Annotated in this window: 29 protein-coding genes; 16 read left to right on the forward strand and 13 right to left on the reverse strand. The window is 63.2% G+C overall.

The annotated features are described in order from the left end of the window. The first annotated feature begins 7 nt into the window (after positions 1–7). The 3 genes from CH286_RS07770 to CH286_RS07780 all read left to right on the forward strand — a co-directional run bounded on the left by CH286_RS07770 (position 8) and on the right by CH286_RS07780 (position 1,689). Positions 8–817, forward strand: a complete 810-nt coding sequence (locus CH286_RS07770; protein WP_037151983.1) for an alpha/beta fold hydrolase — start codon at positions 8–10, stop codon at positions 815–817. A gap of 63 nt (positions 818–880) precedes the next feature. Continuing rightward, positions 881–1,468, forward strand: coding sequence for a helix-turn-helix domain-containing protein (locus CH286_RS07775; RefSeq protein ID WP_037151985.1), 588 nt, complete (start codon positions 881–883; stop codon positions 1,466–1,468). A gap of 8 nt (positions 1,469–1,476) precedes the next feature. Next, on the forward strand, positions 1,477–1,689 hold the full coding sequence (locus CH286_RS07780; RefSeq protein ID WP_032402785.1) for a hypothetical protein: 213 nt from the start codon (positions 1,477–1,479) through the stop codon (positions 1,687–1,689). Positions 1,690–1,699: 10 nt separating this feature from the next. Here the strand turns inward: CH286_RS07780 and CH286_RS07785 are convergent, their stop codons facing one another. The 3 genes from CH286_RS07785 to CH286_RS07795 all read right to left on the reverse strand — a co-directional run bounded on the left by CH286_RS07785 (position 1,700) and on the right by CH286_RS07795 (position 4,401). After that, the gene (locus CH286_RS07785) at positions 1,700–2,185 is read right to left on the reverse strand and encodes a GNAT family N-acetyltransferase (protein ID WP_052058522.1); all 486 of its coding nucleotides are present in this window, start codon (positions 2,183–2,185) and stop codon (positions 1,700–1,702) included. Continuing rightward, positions 2,185–3,126: a DUF808 domain-containing protein gene (locus tag CH286_RS07790; protein WP_032402783.1), complete on the reverse strand. Its 942-nt coding sequence runs from the start codon at positions 3,124–3,126 to the stop codon at positions 2,185–2,187. Before CH286_RS07790 ends, CH286_RS07785 begins: the two co-directional genes overlap by 1 nt. A gap of 111 nt (positions 3,127–3,237) precedes the next feature. Then, a complete protein-coding gene (locus tag CH286_RS07795; protein ID WP_052058523.1) occupies positions 3,238–4,401 on the reverse strand; it encodes an NADH:flavin oxidoreductase/NADH oxidase in 1,164 nt (387 codons plus the stop codon). Between the two features lie 174 nt (positions 4,402–4,575). Here CH286_RS07795 and CH286_RS07800 point away from each other — a divergent pair, with 174 nt between their 5' ends. Both CH286_RS07800 and CH286_RS07805 read left to right on the forward strand, forming a co-directional pair. After that, positions 4,576–4,983, forward strand: coding sequence for a hypothetical protein (locus tag CH286_RS07800; RefSeq protein WP_094608870.1), 408 nt, complete (start codon positions 4,576–4,578; stop codon positions 4,981–4,983). After that, on the forward strand, positions 4,980–5,177 hold the full coding sequence (locus tag CH286_RS07805) for a helix-turn-helix transcriptional regulator (RefSeq protein WP_032402782.1): 198 nt from the start codon (positions 4,980–4,982) through the stop codon (positions 5,175–5,177). The genes CH286_RS07800 and CH286_RS07805 overlap by 4 nt, the downstream gene beginning before the upstream one ends. A 2-nt stretch (positions 5,178–5,179) precedes the next feature. Here CH286_RS07805 and CH286_RS07810 read toward each other — a convergent pair whose 3' ends face one another. From CH286_RS07810 to CH286_RS07835, 6 genes are all read right to left on the reverse strand, one after another. Beyond that, positions 5,180–6,154 carry a glycine betaine ABC transporter substrate-binding protein gene (locus tag CH286_RS07810; protein ID WP_094608871.1) on the reverse strand — a complete coding sequence of 325 codons (975 nt, stop codon included), beginning with the start codon at positions 6,152–6,154 and terminating at the stop codon, positions 5,180–5,182. Next, positions 6,151–6,888: an ABC transporter permease gene (locus CH286_RS07815; protein WP_037151991.1), complete on the reverse strand. Its 738-nt coding sequence runs from the start codon at positions 6,886–6,888 to the stop codon at positions 6,151–6,153. Before CH286_RS07815 ends, CH286_RS07810 begins: the two co-directional genes overlap by 4 nt. Beyond that, positions 6,885–8,093 (reverse strand): ABC transporter ATP-binding protein, encoded by a 1,209-nt coding sequence (locus tag CH286_RS07820; protein WP_032378675.1) that lies wholly within the window; start codon positions 8,091–8,093, stop codon positions 6,885–6,887. The genes CH286_RS07815 and CH286_RS07820 overlap by 4 nt, the downstream gene beginning before the upstream one ends. After that, positions 8,090–8,734 carry an ABC transporter permease gene (locus CH286_RS07825; RefSeq protein ID WP_032378676.1) on the reverse strand — a complete coding sequence of 215 codons (645 nt, stop codon included), beginning with the start codon at positions 8,732–8,734 and terminating at the stop codon, positions 8,090–8,092. The genes CH286_RS07820 and CH286_RS07825 overlap by 4 nt, the downstream gene beginning before the upstream one ends. Before the next feature lie 183 nt (positions 8,735–8,917). Beyond that, positions 8,918–10,144, reverse strand: coding sequence for a pyridoxal phosphate-dependent aminotransferase (locus CH286_RS07830; protein ID WP_032378677.1), 1,227 nt, complete (start codon positions 10,142–10,144; stop codon positions 8,918–8,920). After that, a complete protein-coding gene (locus CH286_RS07835) occupies positions 10,141–11,082 on the reverse strand; it encodes a DMT family transporter (RefSeq protein ID WP_094608872.1) in 942 nt (313 codons plus the stop codon). Before CH286_RS07835 ends, CH286_RS07830 begins: the two co-directional genes overlap by 4 nt. Between CH286_RS07835 and CH286_RS07840 the strand changes: the two genes are divergently transcribed. Next, a complete protein-coding gene (locus CH286_RS07840) occupies positions 11,081–12,475 on the forward strand; it encodes an aminotransferase-like domain-containing protein (RefSeq protein ID WP_037151999.1) in 1,395 nt (464 codons plus the stop codon). The two genes, CH286_RS07835 and CH286_RS07840, sit on opposite strands and share 2 nt — an antisense overlap. On the opposite strand, the gene CH286_RS07845 is transcribed toward CH286_RS07840, so the two are convergent. Continuing rightward, positions 12,468–12,755 (reverse strand): PLD nuclease N-terminal domain-containing protein, encoded by a 288-nt coding sequence (locus CH286_RS07845; protein ID WP_037152001.1) that lies wholly within the window; start codon positions 12,753–12,755, stop codon positions 12,468–12,470. The two genes, CH286_RS07840 and CH286_RS07845, sit on opposite strands and share 8 nt — an antisense overlap. A 162-nt stretch (positions 12,756–12,917) precedes the next feature. Here CH286_RS07845 and CH286_RS07850 point away from each other — a divergent pair, with 162 nt between their 5' ends. Further along, a complete protein-coding gene (locus CH286_RS07850) occupies positions 12,918–13,541 on the forward strand; it encodes a luciferase domain-containing protein (protein WP_094608873.1) in 624 nt (207 codons plus the stop codon). Between the two features lie 38 nt (positions 13,542–13,579). Further along, the gene (locus CH286_RS07855) at positions 13,580–14,041 is read left to right on the forward strand and encodes a DUF6194 family protein (RefSeq protein ID WP_094609080.1); all 462 of its coding nucleotides are present in this window, start codon (positions 13,580–13,582) and stop codon (positions 14,039–14,041) included. Here CH286_RS07855 and CH286_RS07860 read toward each other — a convergent pair whose 3' ends face one another. The 3 genes from CH286_RS07860 to CH286_RS07870 are packed head-to-tail and all read right to left on the reverse strand — an operon-like array spanning position 14,042 to position 16,277. Then, the gene (locus CH286_RS07860; protein WP_094608874.1) at positions 14,042–14,953 is read right to left on the reverse strand and encodes a transketolase family protein; all 912 of its coding nucleotides are present in this window, start codon (positions 14,951–14,953) and stop codon (positions 14,042–14,044) included. A gap of 1 nt (position 14,954) precedes the next feature. Continuing rightward, the gene (locus CH286_RS07865; protein WP_094609081.1) at positions 14,955–15,635 is read right to left on the reverse strand and encodes a thiamine pyrophosphate-dependent enzyme; all 681 of its coding nucleotides are present in this window, start codon (positions 15,633–15,635) and stop codon (positions 14,955–14,957) included. A gap of 48 nt (positions 15,636–15,683) precedes the next feature. Further along, positions 15,684–16,277: a TIGR03086 family metal-binding protein gene (locus CH286_RS07870; RefSeq protein ID WP_032402774.1), complete on the reverse strand. Its 594-nt coding sequence runs from the start codon at positions 16,275–16,277 to the stop codon at positions 15,684–15,686. 103 nt (positions 16,278–16,380) lie between these two features. On the opposite strand from CH286_RS07870, the gene CH286_RS07875 reads away from it, so the two are divergent. From CH286_RS07875 to CH286_RS07905, 8 genes are all read left to right on the forward strand, one after another. Continuing rightward, positions 16,381–17,313 (forward strand): helix-turn-helix transcriptional regulator, encoded by a 933-nt coding sequence (locus CH286_RS07875; protein WP_032402773.1) that lies wholly within the window; start codon positions 16,381–16,383, stop codon positions 17,311–17,313. 98 nt (positions 17,314–17,411) lie between these two features. Further along, entirely contained in the window at positions 17,412–17,552 is a 141-nt protein-coding gene (locus CH286_RS27815) for a hypothetical protein (RefSeq protein WP_165712588.1), read from the forward strand. 1 nt (position 17,553) lies between these two features. Further along, the gene (locus CH286_RS07880; RefSeq protein ID WP_094608875.1) at positions 17,554–17,925 is read left to right on the forward strand and encodes a VOC family protein; all 372 of its coding nucleotides are present in this window, start codon (positions 17,554–17,556) and stop codon (positions 17,923–17,925) included. 21 nt (positions 17,926–17,946) lie between these two features. Further along, entirely contained in the window at positions 17,947–18,267 is a 321-nt protein-coding gene (locus CH286_RS07885; RefSeq protein WP_094608876.1) for a hypothetical protein, read from the forward strand. A 1-nt stretch (position 18,268) separates the two neighbouring features. Then, positions 18,269–18,778 carry a putative immunity protein gene (locus CH286_RS07890; RefSeq protein WP_217902910.1) on the forward strand — a complete coding sequence of 170 codons (510 nt, stop codon included), beginning with the start codon at positions 18,269–18,271 and terminating at the stop codon, positions 18,776–18,778. A 39-nt stretch (positions 18,779–18,817) separates the two neighbouring features. Then, on the forward strand, positions 18,818–19,153 hold the full coding sequence (locus CH286_RS07895; protein WP_094608877.1) for a hypothetical protein: 336 nt from the start codon (positions 18,818–18,820) through the stop codon (positions 19,151–19,153). Between the two features lie 17 nt (positions 19,154–19,170). Continuing rightward, positions 19,171–19,644 (forward strand): GNAT family N-acetyltransferase, encoded by a 474-nt coding sequence (locus CH286_RS07900; protein WP_094608878.1) that lies wholly within the window; start codon positions 19,171–19,173, stop codon positions 19,642–19,644. Between the two features lie 9 nt (positions 19,645–19,653). After that, positions 19,654–20,409, forward strand: a complete 756-nt coding sequence (locus CH286_RS07905) for a class I SAM-dependent methyltransferase (RefSeq protein WP_094608879.1) — start codon at positions 19,654–19,656, stop codon at positions 20,407–20,409. Positions 20,410–20,427: the final 18 nt, after the last annotated feature.

Consider the following 20,427-nt stretch of genomic DNA (forward strand, 5'->3'; position numbering starts at 1 on the left):
ATTCACCATGCCGACAGTGGTCACCGACGACTCCGTCACTCTGAGCTATATCGACGAGGGCACCGGCCCGGTCGTGGTGCTCATCGCCGGCTTCTGTGCGCCCGCGACCACATGGGCGTTGCAGCAGAAGGCGTTGGTGGCGGCCGGGTATCGCGTGCTGGCTCTCGACCGACGCGGCCATGGGGCATCGGAAGCACCGGCCCACGGCGCATCCATGGAGCGGCACGGGCGCGATGTCGCACACTTCCTGGCAGCGTTGGGCGTCGACGAGGCCGTATTGATTGGCGGGTCGATGGGAGCGAGCACCGTCTGGTCCTACATCTCGCAATTCGGCACCGACCACGTACGGGCTGTCGTGTCGGTGGATCAGACACCGAAGATGGTCAACAGCGCAGACTGGCCGAACGGCTTCTACGGACTTACCGAAGAGAATCGAAAGACATTCTTCGACAACGGAATACCCGACACCGGCCATGGCCGGCCCCAATGGAAGTCCATTCCGTCACTGCTGAGGCTCGTTGTCGCACTACGGACGATGCCGAAGATGGCGTCGCCCGACACCCCACCGATGAAGGCGCTGCTCGCCGATCACGCAGCCCAGGATTGGCGCGCAACCATTGCCGGTACCGACAGACCGTTCCTGATGGTCGCCGCGCGCGACAGTCAGTTCTGGCCTGCTGCACACGCTTCCGAGTCGGTGGAGCTGAATCCGCTCGGTCGATCGGTGGTCTTGGAGAACTGCGGTCACGCCGCGAACATGGACCGGCCGAACGAGTTCGATAGCGCGATGCTGGAGTTCCTCGACTCGATCGCGTGAGTTACGAGTGTCCAGATCCGAAAGAACTATTGCGAAATATTTCTTTCGGGCTATGGTTGGTGCATGAGCCCACCACCACCGCCCCGGACGCCGCGGAAGCTGACGGACATGTCCGAGCTGAAAGCACTGACGCATCCCATTCGGCTGCGCCTGCTCTACGCGTTGCGCGCCAACAAGTCGATGACGGCAACCCAGCTCGGCGATCTGGTGGACGAGTCACCCGCCTCGGTCAGCTATCACCTGCGAAAACTCGCCGAGCACGGGTTCGTGAAGGAGGTCGAGAACGGCTCGGACAAGCGCCAGCGTTGGTGGTCGGAGGCCAACGAGGAGGGCTTCAGCTGGTCCGAGAACGACTTCTCCGATTCGCCCGAGTCCCTGTCGGTTGCCAAGGCGTCCAAGGACTCCTGGTTAGCGCACCAGTGGTCTCGCCTTCGTGACTTCGATCGGACGTCCGAGTCCTGGGGTCCGGAATGGGTGTCGGCGGCGTTCAGCTCCGACGACGTACTGCGGCTCACCGCCGAAGAGACGAAACAGATGGGCACGGAGATGCGTGCCGTCATCGACAAATGGCGTCGACACGGCGAGAACGCGACCTCGGGAGAGCGTGAGCACGTCATGGTTCTGATGCACGGATTCCCCACTACACCATAGGAGTTGGCATGTATCCGTTCGATCCGCACACGTACCTCTTCATGGCCAGGCAGGATCGCGATCGACATCTGCTTCTGGCCGAGCGCCGCAGACTCGCTGCTGCGCAGAAGCGCCTCCGCCGAGACGAACTCCGCGTTCAGAGGGCGTGGGACGAGTTGACGGCATCGCTCGCCGATGTCTCCATGTCCGAGCGACGGGTCCTCGAGCTGGCTCGACGATGACGAAAGCCGTTCAGAAGAGCTGCTTTTCGAGCCACACCTCGGCGTAGGGTTCGCTGTTGAATGCTGGGACGTCGACATAGCCGAGCCGCGAGTACAAGCGGCGGGCCTCGACCAGATCGGCTCGGGTATCGAGTCGGATTCTGCTGCGTCCGGACTCTCGAACAAGATTCTCGATGTACCCGATCAATGATGCGCCGACGCCACCCCTCCGGCCGATCGGATCCACAAAGATTCGCGTCAACTCAGCGACGTCGTCGGATATGAAACGTGCTCCACCACAGCCGATGACGGACTGCTCCGCATACGCCACTACGAACGTGCCCGAATCTCCGGCAAGGTCGTCGCTCGGTTCGTCGACCATGACTCGGAGCACTTCCTCCTCGGACGCCTCTCGGCCGTAGAAGCGCCCGACGATATCGACGTTGTAGCGATACAGGATCTCCGACGCCGGTTCCGACGATGGATGAACGACGGCGAACGTAGCCGGTACCGCCACTACTTCGCGGCAGCCCGCTTGACGAGCGCCTTCGAGATTCCCAGCTGTGCAACCACGATGATGCAACCGACGATCGCACCGATGATCGCCGACGCGAGAGTATTGACGATCCACGCCAACACTCCGCCGATGCCGGCGACGCCCCGCACCGCTTCTTCGCCGTGGTGCACGAGCTCGTAGATGGGGTGGAAGCCGAGCTCGTCGATGCCCACGAGCAAGATGTGTCCGCCGACCCACAACATTGCGGCGGTGCCGACGACCGACAGCACCGACATGACCTTGGGCATGCCCTTGACCAGACCCCGGCCGAACTTCTCGACGAACCCGGTGGAACCGTCGGCCAGTTTCAGACCGATGTCGTCCATCTTGACGATCAACGCAACGACGCCGTAGACGACGATCGTGATGACCACGGCGACGACCGCCAGGATGATCAATCGGCTCCAGAAGCCCTCACCGGCAATGGTGTCCAGCGCGATGACCATGATCTCGGCGGACAGGATCAAGTCGGTCCGCACCGCACCGGAGACAACACTGTCCTCGTCGCGCGGCTCGTCCTCGGCGGCGGCGTGATCGTCACCGTGACCGAACAGAGCGCCCCAGATCTTGTGCGCCGCCTCGTAGCTGAGGTAACAACCGCCGAGCATCAGAATCGGCGTCAACAGCCAAGGCAAGAACTGACTCAACAACAGGGCGATCGGCAGAATGATCAGCAGCTTGTTGCGAAGCGAGCCGACAGCGATGCGCTTGATGATGGGGAGTTCACGTTCGGCCGCGAGACCGCGAACGTACTGCGGCGTCACCGCCGCATCGTCGATCACGACACCGGCCGCTTTGGCCGTCGCCTTCCCGGTCGCCGCACCGACGTCGTCGATGGACGCGGCAGCCAGGCGCGCCAGCGCTGCCACGTCGTCGAGCAGAGCTACGAGTCCGCCGGCCATCACAAACCTCCGCGTCGATACGAGAACACCACTGGGCTCCTCATGATGCGAGCCCTTGGAACCCTACCGTCCACAGATGGTCTGTGATCGCCGTCCGGCCTCCCCTGACTGCTACGCGATCTTGCGCTCCTGCTCGACCTCCACGACCTTCGCCGGCGGCAGTCCGATGCTGGGGTCGTGTCCCCGGAAGTTCTTCAGCCACCAGCTCCAGTCCTCGGGCACCAGTGAGAACGGGTCACCGTGGCCCAGCTCGCGCGCTGCCCACACCGGCCAGTGCGGGTTGGCCAGCGCCGGACGACCGAGCAACACGACGTCGATCTTGCCGTCACGGATCACGGCATCCGCGTTTTCGGGCACCCCCAGATTCCAGCTGCAGGTCACGGGGATATCCAGCTCGCGCTTGACACGCGCAGCCCGCTCGACCATGAACCCCATGTCACCGAAAGGCGGGTCCACCATGTCGTCGGTATTGAAGCCCAGGCTCACATCGGCCATGTCCAGGCCGTGTTCCTTCATCCATCCGATGGCGATCATGGATTCGTCGAACTGAACCCCGTCGGGGTGGTGGTCGTCCGAGCCCAACCGCATGGTGAGGGGGTACTTCTCCGGCCACACCTCACGCACCGCGTCGAGCGCCTCCAGGTGGAACCGTGCCCGGTTCTCCAGGCTTCCGCCGTACTGGTCGGTGCGCTGGTTCGCCAGTGGGGAGAAGAAGCTTGCCCCGAGATAGCCATGCGCGTAGTGCATCTCCAGCCATTCGTAGCCGGCTTCCGCAGCACGGACAGCTGCGTCGGCGTAGCTCTGGTGGATCGCCTTGATCTCGGGCACGGTGAGTTCGTGGACGGGGAACGAGTGGTCGCCGCCGTAGGGAATCGCCGACGGTGCAACACACTCCCAGCCGTCGGGATGGTCTGCCGGGAGCTGATGTCCGCCCTGCCACGGTGGGACCTCGCTGCCCTTGCGTCCGGTGTGACCCAGCTGAATGGCCGGGACCGATCCCATGTCCTTGATCATCGCCGTCACGCGTGCGTGACCCTCGATCTGGTCGTCGTCGTAGATCCCGGCGCAGCCAGGAGTCGTGCGACCGTCCGGCGTGATCGCAACTTGTTCCGGAAACACCATCCCGAATCCGCCTGCCGCGCGCGCACCGAGATACATCAGGTGAAAGTCGTTCATCTTCCCGTCGACGGAGCGATACATCGTCATCGGCGACATGGCGATTCGGTTTCGAAGCGTCACGCCTTTGAGCGTGAACGGGCTGAAGAGATCCGGCATGACAGTGGTCCTTTCCTTCGGTACCACTACCTCATCACCTGGCACGTTTCGACTGACTACACCGATGCTGCACGTCGGTGACAGTTTTCTCACCGTCTCGCTTACCTGAGTGTGAGGCCCGATGTATGGTTTCCTATACGTATAGCGAACTATACCTACGATCGGAGCATTCAGGTGACACTCAAATGGATATCGGTCGCCGCTGTCGGCCTCGCCACTGCCTCGGCGACGGCATTACTGGCCTGGCTGGTCTCGCCCGCCGCCCCAGGAGTCGCGGCGGTGGTGTTCGGATTCACCGCGCTACCGTTCGGGGCGATGCTGGGCTGGATACTGATCATTGCACCGGTCACTGCCGACCAGACTTACACTTCGGGTGACAGCATCGAAAGCCATTGGACCACGGCGGCGTCCTGCGGCACCGCCACCGATCTTGTGACCGTCCTCGGCCTGACTCTGGCGGTGGTGGCCATTACCCGCGTCGATCCCCCGGCAACTCTGCTGCTGACGGGTCTGTTGCTGGCTGCGTTCGCATCGTTCACCGGCCGGTATGCGTTCGCGCGCTACCGAGCCCTGTCCGAATGAGGAACGACGTTCGACGGCGTCGCACCGAGAAGGGTTGGTCTCAAAGCGAACTGGCCGAACGGATCGACGTCACCCGCCTGACGATCATCTCCATCGAGAAGGAGCGATTCGACCCGAGCCTGCCCGTCGCCTTTCGCCTCGCCGCGGCTTTCGACTGCACCATCGAGCAGCTCTTCGAGCCGGATCCGAGCTGAGGTCAGTCCACGAGCCCCTCGCTCTGCAGCCACTCGTATGCGACGTCCGACGGATCCTCGCCTTCGATATCGACCCGCCCGTTCAGCTCCTGCATCAGGTCGTCGGTCAAACGCCCCGACACCACCGCCAGCAGATCGGCGATCTCGGGATGCTGCTCCAGCACCGCATTGCGTACCACAGCGGTGCCGCTGTACGGCAGGAAGAATGCGCGATCATCCTGCAGCACGGTCAGATTCAGGTTCTTTATCCGACCGTCGGTGGTATAAACCATACCGAAATTGCAGGGTGAACTGTCTGCGGTCGACGTGTACACGACACCGGCGTCCATGCGGGTGACGTTACTGGACGGCACCCCACCCGGCGCGTTCAGTCCGATCCCGTACGTGTCGAGCATCGGGCCGAAACCGTCCGAACGAGAGAAGAATTCGTCATCGACGCAGAATGTTCGGTCGGCTTCCGGGAGCTTCGCGACATCGGACAGAGTGGCGACGCCGAGTCGCTCGGAGGTGGCGGCAGATGCCGCGAACGCGTACGTGTCGTTGAAGTTGGCCGGAGGTAGCCAGTCGAGGTCGTGCTCACTCTTCTCGATGTCACGAACGCGCTCCCACAACTCCTGCGGATCGCTGATCGTCTCGGTCTGGCTGTGATAATTGACCCAGCCGGTGCCGGTGTACTCCCACAGGATGTCTGCGTCGCCGTTGAGCTGCGCCTGTCTCGACGACGCCGACCCCGGCGCACCGGTCAAGTCGGTCACCTTCGCGCCCGCGGCGGCAAGGTATGTGGCCGTTATCTTCCCGAGGAGCACGCCCTCGGTGAAACTCTTGCTCGTCACCACCAGAGACGCGCCGTCGAGCGGCCTCGCACCGTCCGTAAGCGTGGTGCTCTCGAACGTTCCCGACGAGCTCACCAGACCGCAGCTAGCCAACGAGCCGGCGAGCGCCACAGCTCCAGCGGCGGCGAACAGACGGCGAATCATGCCACTCCTCTTGGGGTCGCGAACAATTCGACCACACGGCCGAGCCAGTCGATGATCAGTGCCAGCAGTGCAACGAGAACGGCACCGGAGATGAGCAACTTCGGCAAGAAGAGCGTTGTGCCCGTCGTGATGAGCGTGCCGAGGCTGGACGCCCCGATGAACGTGCTCAACGTGGCGGTTCCGACCAGGATGACCAGCGCGGTGCGCACGCCGTTGAGGATCACCGGCACCGCCAGGGGAAGTTCCACCTGCACCAGGGTGCGAATCCCGGAGAACCCGATGCCGCGGGCCGCCTCGATCGTTCGCTGATCGACCTGCTGTATCCCGACGATCGTGTTCTGAAGGATCGGCAGAATTGCGTAGACGACCAAACCCACTACAGCGGTTCGGAATCCGGTTCCGAGCCACATCGTCAGCAGCACGATCAGACCGACTGCCGGAGCGGCCTGACCGATGTTGGCGAAGTTGACGGCCACCGGCCGAAGGTTCTTCGCTCTGTCCCGAGTGAGCAAAATGCCCAACGGTATTGCGATGACGACGACGATCACCGTGGCCGTCAACGTCAGAACGATGTGATCGACGATAGTGGTCTTCAGGTTGTCCCAGCCGAGCGATGCTTGTTCGGTGGTGGTCAGTGTCGTCGATCGATACCACAGGATGTAGCCGAGTCCGAGTACCACGATGACGATCGGCTCGAACCATACATCCAACGGGGCACGGCGCAGTCGATTCATGTTGCTGCGCCTTCGGTATGGGCCGAGTACGTGACGTGGCCGTCGCCGGATCGAGCGTCCGAGAGCTGCCCCCGGATGACGGCCATGACGGTGGCAATCGTCAATGCGCCGGTCACGGCACCTCGGCCGTCGGTGACGAGTACGCCGCCCTGACTGGCGGCCAACATCGAATCGAGAGCGTCGTTGAGCGTCGACGACGGTGCGACGGTGGGCAATCGCTCGTCGACGTAGTCGGTGATGCGGTCCTTGGTGGCCACTTCGTCGAGAGACGGCCATGCTCGGGGGCGGCCGTGTTCGTCGATGACGACGATCCAGGTGGCACCCTGCGCCCGTGCGCGCGCGATGACCTCCTGCGAATTGTCGCCGACTTTCGCGGTCACTACCGAATCATGTTCCACGTCTTTGACCCTGGACAGTGTCAGGTGCGCCAGAGTGGCTCCGGAGCCGATGAATTCCTCGACGAACGGACTGGCCGGCTTGGCCAGGATTTCTTCCGGAGTCGCGTACTGCTCGATGTGACCACCCTCGGACAGAATCAATACCTTGTCGCCCAACTTCGTCGCTTCCTCGAAGTCGTGAGTGACGATGACGATCGTCTTCGCGAGCTCGTGCTGGATGGCAATGAGGCTGTCCTGCAGTCGAACCCTGGTGATCGGGTCCACTGCGCCGAAGGGCTCGTCCATCAACAGAACCGGCGGATCGGCAGCGAGCGCTCTCGCTACACCCACACGCTGTTGCTGCCCGCCCGACATGTCCTTGGGTAGGCGATCGCGGAAGTCGGAGACGTCGAGCCCGACCAGATCGAGCAGGTAGTCGGTTCTCTCCTCGATCTTCTTCGCGTCCCAACCCAGGACGCGCGGAATGGCTCCGACGTTCTTGGCGACCGACCAGTGCGGGAAGAGTCCGCCGGACTGGATGACGTACCCGATGGACTGACGAAGCTTGTCCGGATCCTCGCCGGTCACGTCACGGTCACCGATGAAGATACGGCCCTCGGTCGGTTCGATCAGCCGGTTGATCATCTTGAGCGTCGTCGTCTTACCGCAGCCGGACGGTCCCACGAACGCCACGATATGGCCGGCCTCGATCTCGAGGTCGATCTTCTGCACTGCCGGCTTGTTCTGACCCTTGTACTGCTTGACCACACCGTCGAGGCGAATGGAGGCACCGGTGACCGTCGGTCCGCCGGTCGTGTTGTCCGTCATGACAATCCCTTCGAGATGGTGAGGCGCCCGAGGAGGACGAGCAGGGCGTCGAACACCAGGGCGATGACGACGATGAGGACTGTTCCGGTCACTGCCATCTCGACGGAATTGGTCCCGCCCAGTCTCGACAGGCCGTTGAAGATGAGCGAACCGAGGCCGGGTCCGAGCACGTACGCGACGATGGCCGCGACGCCGACAACCATCTGCGTCGAGACGCGAATGCCGGTGAGAATGACCGGCCATGCCATGGGCAGCGAGACGGACACGAGGATGCGGCTGCGCGAGAAACCGATTCCCTTCGCCGACTCGATCACGGTGTCGGGGACGCCGCGCAGTCCGACGATGGCGTTACCGATCACGGGCATGGCCGCGAAGAACGCGAGCATGATGAACGAGGGCACTACCCCGAGGCCGAACGGCACGATGAGCAACGCGAGCAACGCCAAAGACGGAATCGTCAGCGCTACTCGGCTGGTCGTCAGCGTCAACGCCGAGAACAGCGGAAGACGATGGACTGCGATTGCGATGAGCACAGCCACGACCGTGCCCACCAGAACCGTCTGAAACGCCAGCGACGCATGTTGATAGGTCAGAAACGCGAGGGATTCACCCCGCCCCTGCAGATAACCCCATAGATCCACGAATTCCCTCTCGCCCGGCAGATCGGACGACGAGCGTAACCCGCATTTCCCGGGCCGAGTCGGGAAATATCACCGGCCCACCGGGCACCAAAGGCCGTGTAGGACATCGATCAGGGGCTTTATCTGCATGAACGACCCCGTGCACTACCCGGCACGGAATTAAAATCAGCTCGAGCAGAAGTCCTACTGCGAATACGAGCTGAGAAAATTGCCGAGACGTTCGAGCGCAGTGGCGAGATCGTCGACGTTGGGCAGAGTGACGAGTCGGAAGTGATCGGGCACATCCCAATTGAAGGCACGGCCGTGACTGACGAGAATTTTCTCCGACTCGAGGAGGTCGAGTACGAACTTCTCGTCGTCGACGATCCCGAAGCGGTCCGTGTCGAGTTTCGGGAACATGTACAGCGCACCCGCTGCTTGCACGCAGCTGATTCCGTCGATCGAGTTGAGCATGCGATGCGCGAGGTCACGTTGCGCGGTCAGCCGCCCGGCCGGAAGAAGGAGATCTTCGATCGACTGCCTGCCGCCGAGCGCAGTCTGTATTGCGTGCTGTGCCGGTACGTTTGCGCACATCCGCATGTTGGACAACAGGGTGATGCCCTCGATGAAACTCGCCGCACGTCGACGCGGCCCGGTTACCGCCAACCATCCGGCCCGAAATCCACACACCCGGTATGCCTTCGAGAGACCCGAATACGTCAAGCACAGAACATCTTTGCCGGTCAGAGTGGCGAGATTCGTCATCTCTGCACCGTCGTAGACGATCTTCTCGTAAATCTCGTCGGCGAGCAGTATCAGATCGTGCTCACGCGCCAGTTCGACGAACCGCTGGAGTGCCTCGCGCGGATACACCGCCCCCGTCGGGTTGTTCGGGTTGATCACCACGATCGCGCGGGTGCGGGGCGTGATCTTGGCTTCGAGATCCTCGAAGTCCGGGGCCCAGTCCTGACTCTCGTCGGCCAGGTAGTGGACGGGTGTGCCACCGGCGAGCGCCACCGATCCCGTCCACAGCGGGTAATCGGGCGACGGAATCAGAATCTCGTCCTCCGGGTTGCACAGAGCCTGCATCGTCATCGTGATCAGCTCGGAGACCCCGTTGCCGAGGTAGACGTTGCCGACGTCGAGATCCAGATCGGTCAATCCCTTGGTCTGGTAGTACTGCACCACCGCGGTGCGGGCGGAGAACAGGCCTCTGGAATCCGAGTAGCCCTGTGCCGTGGGCAGATTTCGGATCATGGCCATCATGATCTCGTCCGGTGCCTCGAACCCGAAGGGCGCAGGATTGCCGACGTTGAGGCGCAGGATGGTGTGTCCCTGCTCCTCGAGCTCCTCGGTCTTGTCCAGAATGCGTCCACGAATGTCGTAGCGAACATTCTCGAGCTTGCGCGCCTGATCGATCGATTTCGTCATTCCGAAAGTTCCTCCTGTCGAACGGACGGCGACATCCGGGTCCGGACCGCCACTGTTGCACATGCGATGACCGCCGCTCCACCCCCGACCACCGGCCACGTCAACCCCTCGCGCAGGATGATCGCGGCCCAGCAGATGGTGAGCACCGGTTGGATCAGCTGAATCTGGCTCACGCTCGACATGGGGCCGATGGCCAGGCCCCGATACCAGGCGAAGAACCCGAGGTACATGCTCACCACCGCCAGGTAGGCGAACGATGCCCACTCGGGTGCACCTGCTGTCGACGGCTGCTCCCACCACGAGAAAGCGGCCAACGCACCGGTCACCGGAACGCTCACCACCAGAGCCCACGAGACCGTCTGCCAGGCCCCGAGTTCGCGGGCCAGCAAGCCCCCTTCGGCGTAGCCCACCGCCGCTGCGACAACCGCCCCGAGGAGCAACAGGTCCGACCACCCGAGCCCGGCCGGCCGGCCGGCCCGAACGGCCGCAAATCCGATCGCGACGGCAGCGCCCACGGCGGCGACCAGCCAGAACATCGGCCGGACTCGTTGTCGTTCTCGTACCACCGCGACAACGGCGGTGGCCGCCGGGAGCAGTGCGATGACGACGGCGCTGTGACCGGCGGATGCCGTGGTGAGGGCATACGAGGTGAGTACCGGAAAGCCGATGACGACACCGGCCGCGATCACGGCCAGCCGACCCCACTGTCCACCCTGGGGGAGCCGTTGTCTCGTCGCTGCCAGCGCAACTGTCGCCAATGCGGCGGCGAACACGGCGCGCCCGGTACCGACGAAGAGCGGTGACAGGCCTCCGGTGACGGCGATGCGAGTGAGCGGAACGGTGAACGAGAATGCAGTGACGCCTGCCAAGCCCCACAACAATCCGGCGCGCGATAGCGGGCTCGCACCGGAACGAGTAGCGCTACTATGCTGTGTCATGTCCGACGATAGCAGTTCACGGATTGTGGACGCATTGAAGCAGTGGATCGCGACCGCGCCCCCCGAGGCGAAGCTGCCGTCCACCCGCTCCCTGGTGGCCCAGCATTCGGCCAGTCCGGTCACGGTGCAGAAGGCGCTGCGCACCCTCACCGCGCAAGGCGTCATCGAAAGCCGCCCTGGTGTCGGCACATTCGTCAGAACCGTACGTACGGCGCGGCCCAACGACTACGGGTGGCAGACGGCGGCACTGGGAGCGCCGGGCAACCGACTGCAACTTCCGGCCGCCCTACAGTCCACGTCGAGCGATGTGATCGCACTGCATTCGGGCTATCCGGCTCGGGAGCTGTTGCCGGAGAGACTCGTTCACGCTGCATTCACTCGCGCATCCCGCACCGACGCGGTGATAGCTCGGCCCCCGACCGCCGGACTGCCCGAATTGCGGGCGTGGTTCGCAGCGGAGTTGGGGGCCTCCACGCCGCTGGGCGTCACTCCGCCGTCGGCGAGCGATGTCGTCATCATTCCCGGCAGCCAGACCGGCCTCAGTACCGCATTCCGGGCGCTCGTCGGCGCAGGCCGTCCGCTACTGATGGAATCGCCGACGTATTGGGGCGCGATTCTCGCTGCCACCCAGGCGGGCGTTCGCGTGGTACCGGTCCCCAGCGGAGTGCACGGTCCTGACCCCGATGCTCTGGCACAGGCGTTCGCGCGCACCGGCTCTCGGGCGTTCTATGCCCAACCCACGTTTGCCAGCCCGACCGGAGCCCATTGGTCGCCTGCGCTCGGCGAGCAGGTTCTCGACACTGTGCGACGGCACGGCGCATTCCTGATCGAGGACGACTCGGCCCACGATTTCGGCATCACTGCCGAGCCGAATCCATTGGCGGCACGGGACGACGCCGGGCATGTGGTGTACCTACGATCGCTAACCAAGACGGTGTCGCCGTCGGTTCGATTGGCAGGCTTGATCGCTCGCGGCCCCGCACACGAGCGAATCCTCGCAGACACCGGTGCCGAGTCGATGTACGTCAGCGGGATACTGCAAACAGTCGCGCTGGACGTGGTGACGCAACCCGCCTGGCGTACCCATCTCCGGCATCTGCGCACACAATTGGCCTCTCGACGGGACTTGTTGGCGAACAGCCTGATCGAGTTCGCACCTCGCGGCCATCTCGATGCTGTGCCGCGCGGTGGGCTCAATCTGTGGATGCGCCTGCGCGACGACGTCGATCTGGAACAGATTGTGCAGCAATGCAAATCCGCCGGTGTCATCGTCGGGGCCGGAAGCGATTACTTTCCGGCCGAACCCACCGGCAAGTACCTTCGACTCAACTATGCCGGCCCCAACCCCGGCGAGTTCCCCGATGCTGCGCGCACGATCGGTTCCATCATCTGAGGCTGTGGGAAACATCCACGGCGAAGGTCGACTTGCGACCCCACACGAACCAGACCAGGGGACCGAGGAAGGGAAACGCCAGTACGACGAAGATCCACACTGCCCGCCCGGCGACGGTGTAGTTGGGGGAACGCATGATGCTGATGAGCGCGGCGATGAACAAGAACACCGCACCGAACGTCAGCACCAGAGCGATCACCAGGCCCAGGGTTCCCAATCCCACACCGAGCACCTGCTCGGTGGTCGACGGTTGCTGAGAAAGAAATGTTGCGACCTGCATGATGGTCCCTTCGCATTCGATGTTTCGTTGACCTGACCAACGCTACGAGTCGGTATTCGTCTGCACATCGGTCTGTGCGGGTATCTCGCTGTACATCCGACGATGTACGCGGCCCTGACGAACACCAACCAGCTGGATCGACCCAGCAGCTAGATTGACCCGGTGAAGAAGGTCAAGAACGACTACACCGCGTGGATGGAACTGGGGCCGGGAGGACTTCCCGCCAATGTCGGTGGCTGGCTGATCACCACCGCACTGAGACCATTTGCGCGACGCGACGCACTTCGTGTCGACGGTACATCCGGTACCGGTATGCACTGGCAGCTCGAACGTCGCCCTGGACCACGGCCGACGATCGCGCCGTACCCGATTCCCCATCGCCAGCTCAACGATCGGGGTACCAGTGCTCTGATCGCGCGGCTGATTGCTGCCGTCACCGCCGAGGCGTCGTCGGATGGACCGTTTCATCTGGAGCGCAGTCGATTCGAGCGTAGAGGGGAGGCGCTCTATCTATCCGATCTCCGTTCTGCTTCGCCCTGGATCTCCCGAACCAAAGGCGAAATCGTGCACGTACACGAGACCGAAGGTTCGTTGCACGTCGTACTGCAACCGGACGATGCGCAGACCGTCATATCCGCGGGGTGGGGTGAACTGCACCCGCTGGCAGGACGCCCCGTGTTCGGACTACCCGAGACTTACGTCTTCCTGTACGCACCGAGAGATTCCGACGACGCCGATCGAATCGAATCGATCATCCATCGCGCGACAGCGACTTCGACGAGGTGACTCTGGGCAAGAGCGGCCGAACATGTGACCATCGATTCATGACACTCGACGACATCGTCAATCTGGTCGGCAGCTTCGACGGCACGTTGGCGCAGCGGCCTCGGGAGGGTGATGGGACTCCGGAACTCGCATGGGGCGACGTGTTCTTCTACTACTCGCCGGACGGGACTGTTCCGACGTCCACCCAGCCGTTCGCAACCATCGTGACGAAGAACTATCCCGGTGACGAGTTGTCTCGGCTGGACCGGCCCGACGCGTTCCGTGTCAATGTCGTTGCGGGAAAGCCGGAATTCGAGCGACTACTGGGAGTGCACCCACGCGAAGCAGCTCACGCACCCCAGGCCGACACCGACGACACCCTTGCCGCCCACCCTCACTACGGCACTGCGGGCTGGTTGTCGGTGGTCAACCCGTCTTCGCGGACCGAATCCCAGATCGGGGAACTCCTCGAGTCTGCTCACAGCGTCGCCAAGGCCAGGTACGAGCGCCGCCAACACTGATCACTCGAAGAAGTCGTCCATCGACCGGGACAGCCCCTCGATGTCGAGGCTGTTGGCTCGGTCGTGTTGGGCCACCGTTCCGTACTTCCTACGCTCTCCAGGCTCCACACCGATCCCCAGCACTCGATGCCGTATGTCCGCCACCGCTCGATCGATATGCGGCACAGAGGTTCCCGCAAGATAGGGCTCGACGATCATGACGTCCGGCGCTATCAGCGTCTCTCGGAGAGTTGTACCGTCGAACGGCCTTATCGTCGAGGTGTGCAGCACGGTGACGTCACGTCCACGGGCCGCGGCCAGGACCCGGTCCGTCATCGGACCGACCGAGATCACAGTGCCGCAATTACCCTGTTGCAGAACGGCCATCGAACCTCCGGGTCGACCGTACGAATGATCGTTCGAGACACCGTCGAGCCTGATGTAGACGCGATCGTCGGATGCAGCCGCACCGCGCAGCATCCATTCGACCTCGTCGACGTGCCCGGGCACGTGCACCGTCCACCCGTCCAGGGTGTCGAGTAGTGCGACATCGCGTTGGCCGAAGTGCGTCTCACCGCCCTGTGGCCACCCGTAGGAGCCGCCCGAGCTGACCAGGATCGCGCCGACATCCTGATGTCCCAGATCGAGTTTCACATGCTCGAAGGGCCGCTCGATCAGAAACGGTGGGAAAGTGTGCACGATCGGACGCAAGCCCGCGAGCGCCATACCGCCCGCGACACCGATCATCGCCTGCTCTCGAATACCCACGTTGACCACCCGCGATCGGATGTCAGGAGTGAGGTGCGGCTCGAGATAGGCAACACCGACCTCGGCCAACACCAACACGATTCGCTCGTCCTGCGCCAACAGCTCCGGCACCAGACGGTAGAGGTGTTCGCGCTGATCCGCGGTCCTGTTCAGCGTCGACGTCATTTCAGTTCTCCTTCTTCTCCACGTGGGCGACCACCACGTGGGGCCGGTCGCCGTGATCGATGCGAAACGCCTGCTGGAGCGCACTGTGGTCTCGGCCGTCTACGTCGGATGTTGACCACCCCTCGACAGCGAAGCGCGAGGCGATGCCACCTGGCCAACCCAGGCCGGCCGAATCGTTGTCGATCACCACAGTGGTCAGGTTTCCCAGCTGCGATCGCCCGGCGAATTGGATGGCCTCCATGTTGCTGCCCTCGTCGAGCTCGGCGTCACCGATCAGTACGAACACCCGGGCCTCGCTCCGCTGGATCTGCAGCGCCACAGCAGTTCCGGCTGCCAGCGCCAGACCATGACCGAGTGACCCCGATCCGATGTCCACCCCGGGAATCAGCGTGCGGTCCGGATGATTGCCGAGCGGTGAGTGGTAGCTGCCGAACGACGCGAGCTCGGTCGGCGAGAGGAACCCCCGCGCGGCGAGCACCGCGTAATACGCCATCGGGCCGTGTCCCTTGGAGAGGTAGAACCTGTCGCGATCGGGGTCATCCGGTTTGGCCGCGTCGAGACGAAGAATGTCGGAGTACAGCACCCACAGCACGTCCAACGTGGATGTGGAGCTCGCACCGTGCTTTTCGTCGCCGGTCATCAGCGTCATCAGTTTGGGCAACTCGTCGAAGGTCATCTGCATGAGACCCACCCTGCAACCTCGAGTGCACTCGAGGTCAAGGGCATCGTGCTACACCCAACCGTCCGACGACCGGCCCGCGAAGTTCGCCAGGCGTTCCAACGGCCCTGCCTCAGAACGGGGTTCCACGATGGGCCCGAAGGGGACTCCCGGAACCCGACTCTCCGCCGGAAGCAGTGCTCGAAGTTCCACGGCTACCGGATCGATGAGCGCAGGGTCGGCATGGGCCGGTTGCCCCGTCGCAACAGCAAGATCCCATCCGTGCACCAGTAACTCCCGCGAATAGCCCCAGACAGCCGATCGCCCTGGGACTTCACCCCACGGAACGACGACAGGGGCGTCGAGTGCCGCGTCGTCGGCCCAGGCCGCGCGCGCCTGCTCCACCAGAGTGTCGAACGATGCGGCGTCGTGGTCAGGAGAGAACGGCGAAACCGAGTCCGGGCTACCCAGTTCGGCGATCGCGATCAACCTGGCCACCGTCGCGACGAGGTGACCGGCCAGAGTCCGGACATCGAACTCGTCGCATGGGGTGGGAAGGTCCAGTTGGTCGGCGCGCACCCCTGCGAGCAGGCCGCTCACCCAAGCAGCGGAGGTGAAGTACACCTCGCGCGGGTCAGTCTGCTGTGTGGTCTCGATGGTGTCCATTGTTGAGCCTTCCGTTCCGCGGCCGCCTGGTGTGGCCTGCTGAGTAGAAGTAAATCGACTGAACATGACATCTTCTGTCATGTTTCGGTGAGAGACTTTTCGAGTGCGCGCAGACCGGCTGTTGTCCATCGTCATGCTGCTCCAACACCGGGGCAGGCTGAATGCTGCCGACATCGCCGCCCAGCTCGAAGTGTCCACGCGCACCGTATTGCGCGACATAGAAGCGTTGTCCTCTGCGGGCATACCGGTCTACACCGATCGCGGTCGCGGTGGTGGCATCAGTCTGCTGCCTGGCTATCGGACCGAGCTGACCGGTCTGACGGCCGCCGAGGCGACGGCATTGCTCGCTTCCGGCGCGGGACGCGTCGCCACCCCGGCGTTCGCGAGCGCGATGCGCAAGGTTGTCGCCGCGATACCCGACGCCCACCGAGCGGCGGCAAGCACTGCGTCACAACGAATCCTGGTACGGCCCGACGGTTTCGCGTTTCCCCACGAATCCGAGGTCCATCTACCGGAATTGCAGCGAGCCGTCATCGACGGTGTGCGGATACGGATGTCGTACCGCAACCGCGGCGGCGAGTTGTCCGACCGAACCCTGGACCCAGTAGGGCTCGTCTACGCCGGCGAGCATTGGTACCTGCTCGCCGCCCGAGAGGGAAACGAACGTGTCTATCGAGTATCGCGCATCGATACCCTGACCGTCCTCGACGAGGCCGCCCATCGCAGCGCCGCCGTGGATCTGGAGGCGGCATTCACGGCGCATCGGACATCCTTTCGCGCAAGTTTGGCTCACATCGAAGTCACCTGCCTCGTAGAGGGCTCGGCATGGATCTCGTTGACCAAGAACGTCGTTCGAGTGATCAGCGATCAAGTGCAGGACGACGGACGACGCCTCGCAGTCATCGAGTTCTCCGGGCACAATCACGCTGTGGGAGCCCTTTGGCAGTGCGCGCCTGCCGTAACAGTGCTGCAGCCGAGCTCAATTCGAGACGAACTGGCTCAACGCGCGACGGCAACAGCGCAGTTGTATCGCTGAAATTTCGGAGACGAGAGTGTATGACCAAGTCATTACCATTGCGAATAGCCTGGTGCTTTCGTAGGGTGGACGCGACTCCGAACATTCAGGACGGCGCTATGGCTTTCAATCCACCCCGAACCTGGTTCGGTCCGAAACGGTACGGCTGGGGAATCAGCCCGCACACGTGGGAGGGCTGGCTGCTCCTAGCCATCTTCGTGATCGTCGTCGTCACGCTGGGAGCCACCGTATTCTCGTGACATGTCGCGCCCACGCCTCGACGTAGCAGGGATATCCATCGACTGCCCCGAGCCGGGGGAGCTCGCTCGCTTCTACCTCGCGCTTCTGGGCGGAACGTTGTTGTGGCAGAACACGTCGAGCTCGGGGATTCGCACGCAGTCTGGCCTCAACATCGTTGCGCAGAAGGTGGCGAACTACATCCCGCCCACGTGGCCGTCGGCGTCCATCGTGCACTTCGATCTCGCGGCGGGAGTGAGCCTCGGCGAATCCGTCGCTTATGCAGTCGAATGTGGGGCAACAGAAGCAGCGCAGCAGCCCGACCCGCGATGGCGAGTTCTCCTCGACCCCGCCGGCCACCCCTTCTGCATCACCATGGAGGTGTACGACGGTTGACGAGGGCAATAGCCTGAGACGGTGCGCAATCTCGTCATCCTCCTGCTCCTGTTCGGATTCGTCATCGGATTGGTTCCACTGGGCTGGTACCTGATCGATGATTGGACCACCAACCTGGACGACGTCGTCTATCAAGGTTCGTACGAGCCCCTCGAGGGCGTGACGATGAGCCGCAGCTATTCCACCGATTTGGATAGGCGTCTCAACTACGATCCATTGATCCTTCGCTCTGCGTGGCTGTATCTTGTCCCGGTGGCGACCGGAGCTCTCGGCGCGCTGACCGGATTGGTTCTCGGACGATTCGGATTCATGTTGAACCGCAACCGGACCCGCGCGGCCTGAGGTGGGCGAACCCACAGAAGTGGAGCTGAGTCTCGACGACATTCGACGAGTGACGGCCTTCGCAGCGGCCTGTGCCCGACGCGCATTGCCGATCTACGAGCTGGCCCGCCCCAACGATTCGCGTCCAGGCTTGGCAATCGACGGTGCTGAGGCGTTTTTCGAGTCCGGCGAGCGAACTGGAGCGCTACGCAAGCTCGCCTGGGACGCGCACAAGGCCGCCCGCGAGGTGCCGGCATCTGCGGCCACGGACGCCGCACTGTCCGCAATGCACGCCGCCGGTGCCGCATTTCTCCATCCGTTGTACAGCCCCCATCAGGTCAAGCACATTCTCGGTTCTGCCGTGCATCTGATGCTGACGGACTCCAATGCTGTTGCAGAACAGATGGAATGGATCCAAGATCGAGCCAACCCGACCGTGCGTTCGGTCTTGCGCCGCTTTCCAGCACCGGCCACCGGGCGCACGAGTTTCGGCACACTTCTCACTCAACTCGATGCCGAATTGCGACGCTGACGCGTTGTCGGGATCGAACGGCAGTGACAGCATGGAGGCATGAACGATCGTCAACGTCGTTGGACCCGGTACCTGCTCGGCATCTGGCTGGCCTTGCTCGTATTTTCAGCGATCGCCGATATCGTGTCCGAACCGTCGATGTGGAACTGGTCGAAGCTGGTAGTGCTGGCGGTAGCGGCCCGGTGGCTCTGGTACCGGCACGGACGGTCCTGGCTCGCGCCCAACAAGATTGATCCAGAGGCCGTCCCAGCCGAGGATGTCGACGCGGTGGTCGCAGAATCCGGCAGAACCGTCGAAGCCATTCGTTCGCTGCGTGAAATGCATCCCGGTCTCGGTTTGCTCGATGCCAAAAAGCTTGTTCAACCAGAAAATTGACACCTCGAGGAGTCGATATGTCCGGCACACGTGACGTCAGAGATTCCGACGGGCTCTTCGAGGCCGCGAACCTGTTGGTCGATTTCAATCGCGAGTACGACGACCCGGCACCCGAGCCCGAATGGCTTGCGGCCCATTTGAACAGGCTGGTCACATCCGGTGACACCAGCGTGCTGACATTCGGGACCCCCGCGATCGGTGTTGCGGTTCTTCGATTCCGGACCGGAACGTGGAGCGCCGACATCGAGGCCTATCTCGCAGAGTTCTACATTCAGCCAGTCCATCGTGGGAAAGGCTACGGCACAACCTTTCTCGACGACGTCATCGAGCACGCACGCGGCAGGGGCGCCACCTACATGGACCTCAACACCTCGGAAGACGACGAGGCAGCGCGCCACGTCTACGAGAAGCGCGGCTTCGACTGCCACGAAGGACGCGGCGATGGACCCAAGGCTCTCTATTACGAGCTCGAGCTCGAATCGGACGGGTAACGTGACCTCATGGTTAGCCGAGATAACAGCTCGACGTCGTTCGGGACCGCCGCCGAGGTGTACGAATCTGCTCGTCCCGAATACCCGTCGGACGCAGTCGCGTGGATGTTGGAGCCCACCCTCGCGTCCGATCGTCGTCCACGTGTCGCCGACGTCGGTGCCGGCACGGGCAAGCTCACGCGAAGCATCGTTGCCGCTGGCTGCGACGCCTTTGCCGTCGACCCTGATACCGCCATGCTCGACGCTCTGCGGATCGCGGTACCGGGTGTCCCGACCCTGGTCGGTACTGCCGAGTCCCTCCCGATAGACGACGAGAGTCTCGATGGAGTGCTGCTCGGACAGGCCTGGCACTGGGTCGATCCGGTGGCCGCGTCACGCGAGATCGGACGGGTCCTGCGTCCCGGCGGCGCACTGGGTCTGATCTGGAACATTCGCGACGAGTCACAGCCCTGGGTTCGACGCCTCAACTCCGTGGTCTCGCGCGGCGGAGCGATGGCCATGTTCGACGACGGTCCGCCGCCGATAGCGGAGCCCTTCGATCGTCTCGAAGAGCGCCGATGGGCGTGGTCTCGCACGGTGAACCGACCGCTGCTGACCGACCTGGTTCGATCGCGCAGTTTCTACATCACCGCGACGGCCGATGAGCGCAACGGCATAGATCGGAACCTTGCCACCTTGTTCGACGAATTGGGTCTGCAGGGGTCGGCGACGATCGACCTGCCGTATGTGACCAGAGCTTTCCGCTCTACGACGCCGAACCGATGACATCTGAAATCGATTCGT

Source organism: Rhodococcus sp. WWJCD1, from assembly GCF_002258735.1.
Classification (GTDB): Bacteria; Actinomycetota; Actinomycetes; order Mycobacteriales; family Mycobacteriaceae; genus Rhodococcoides.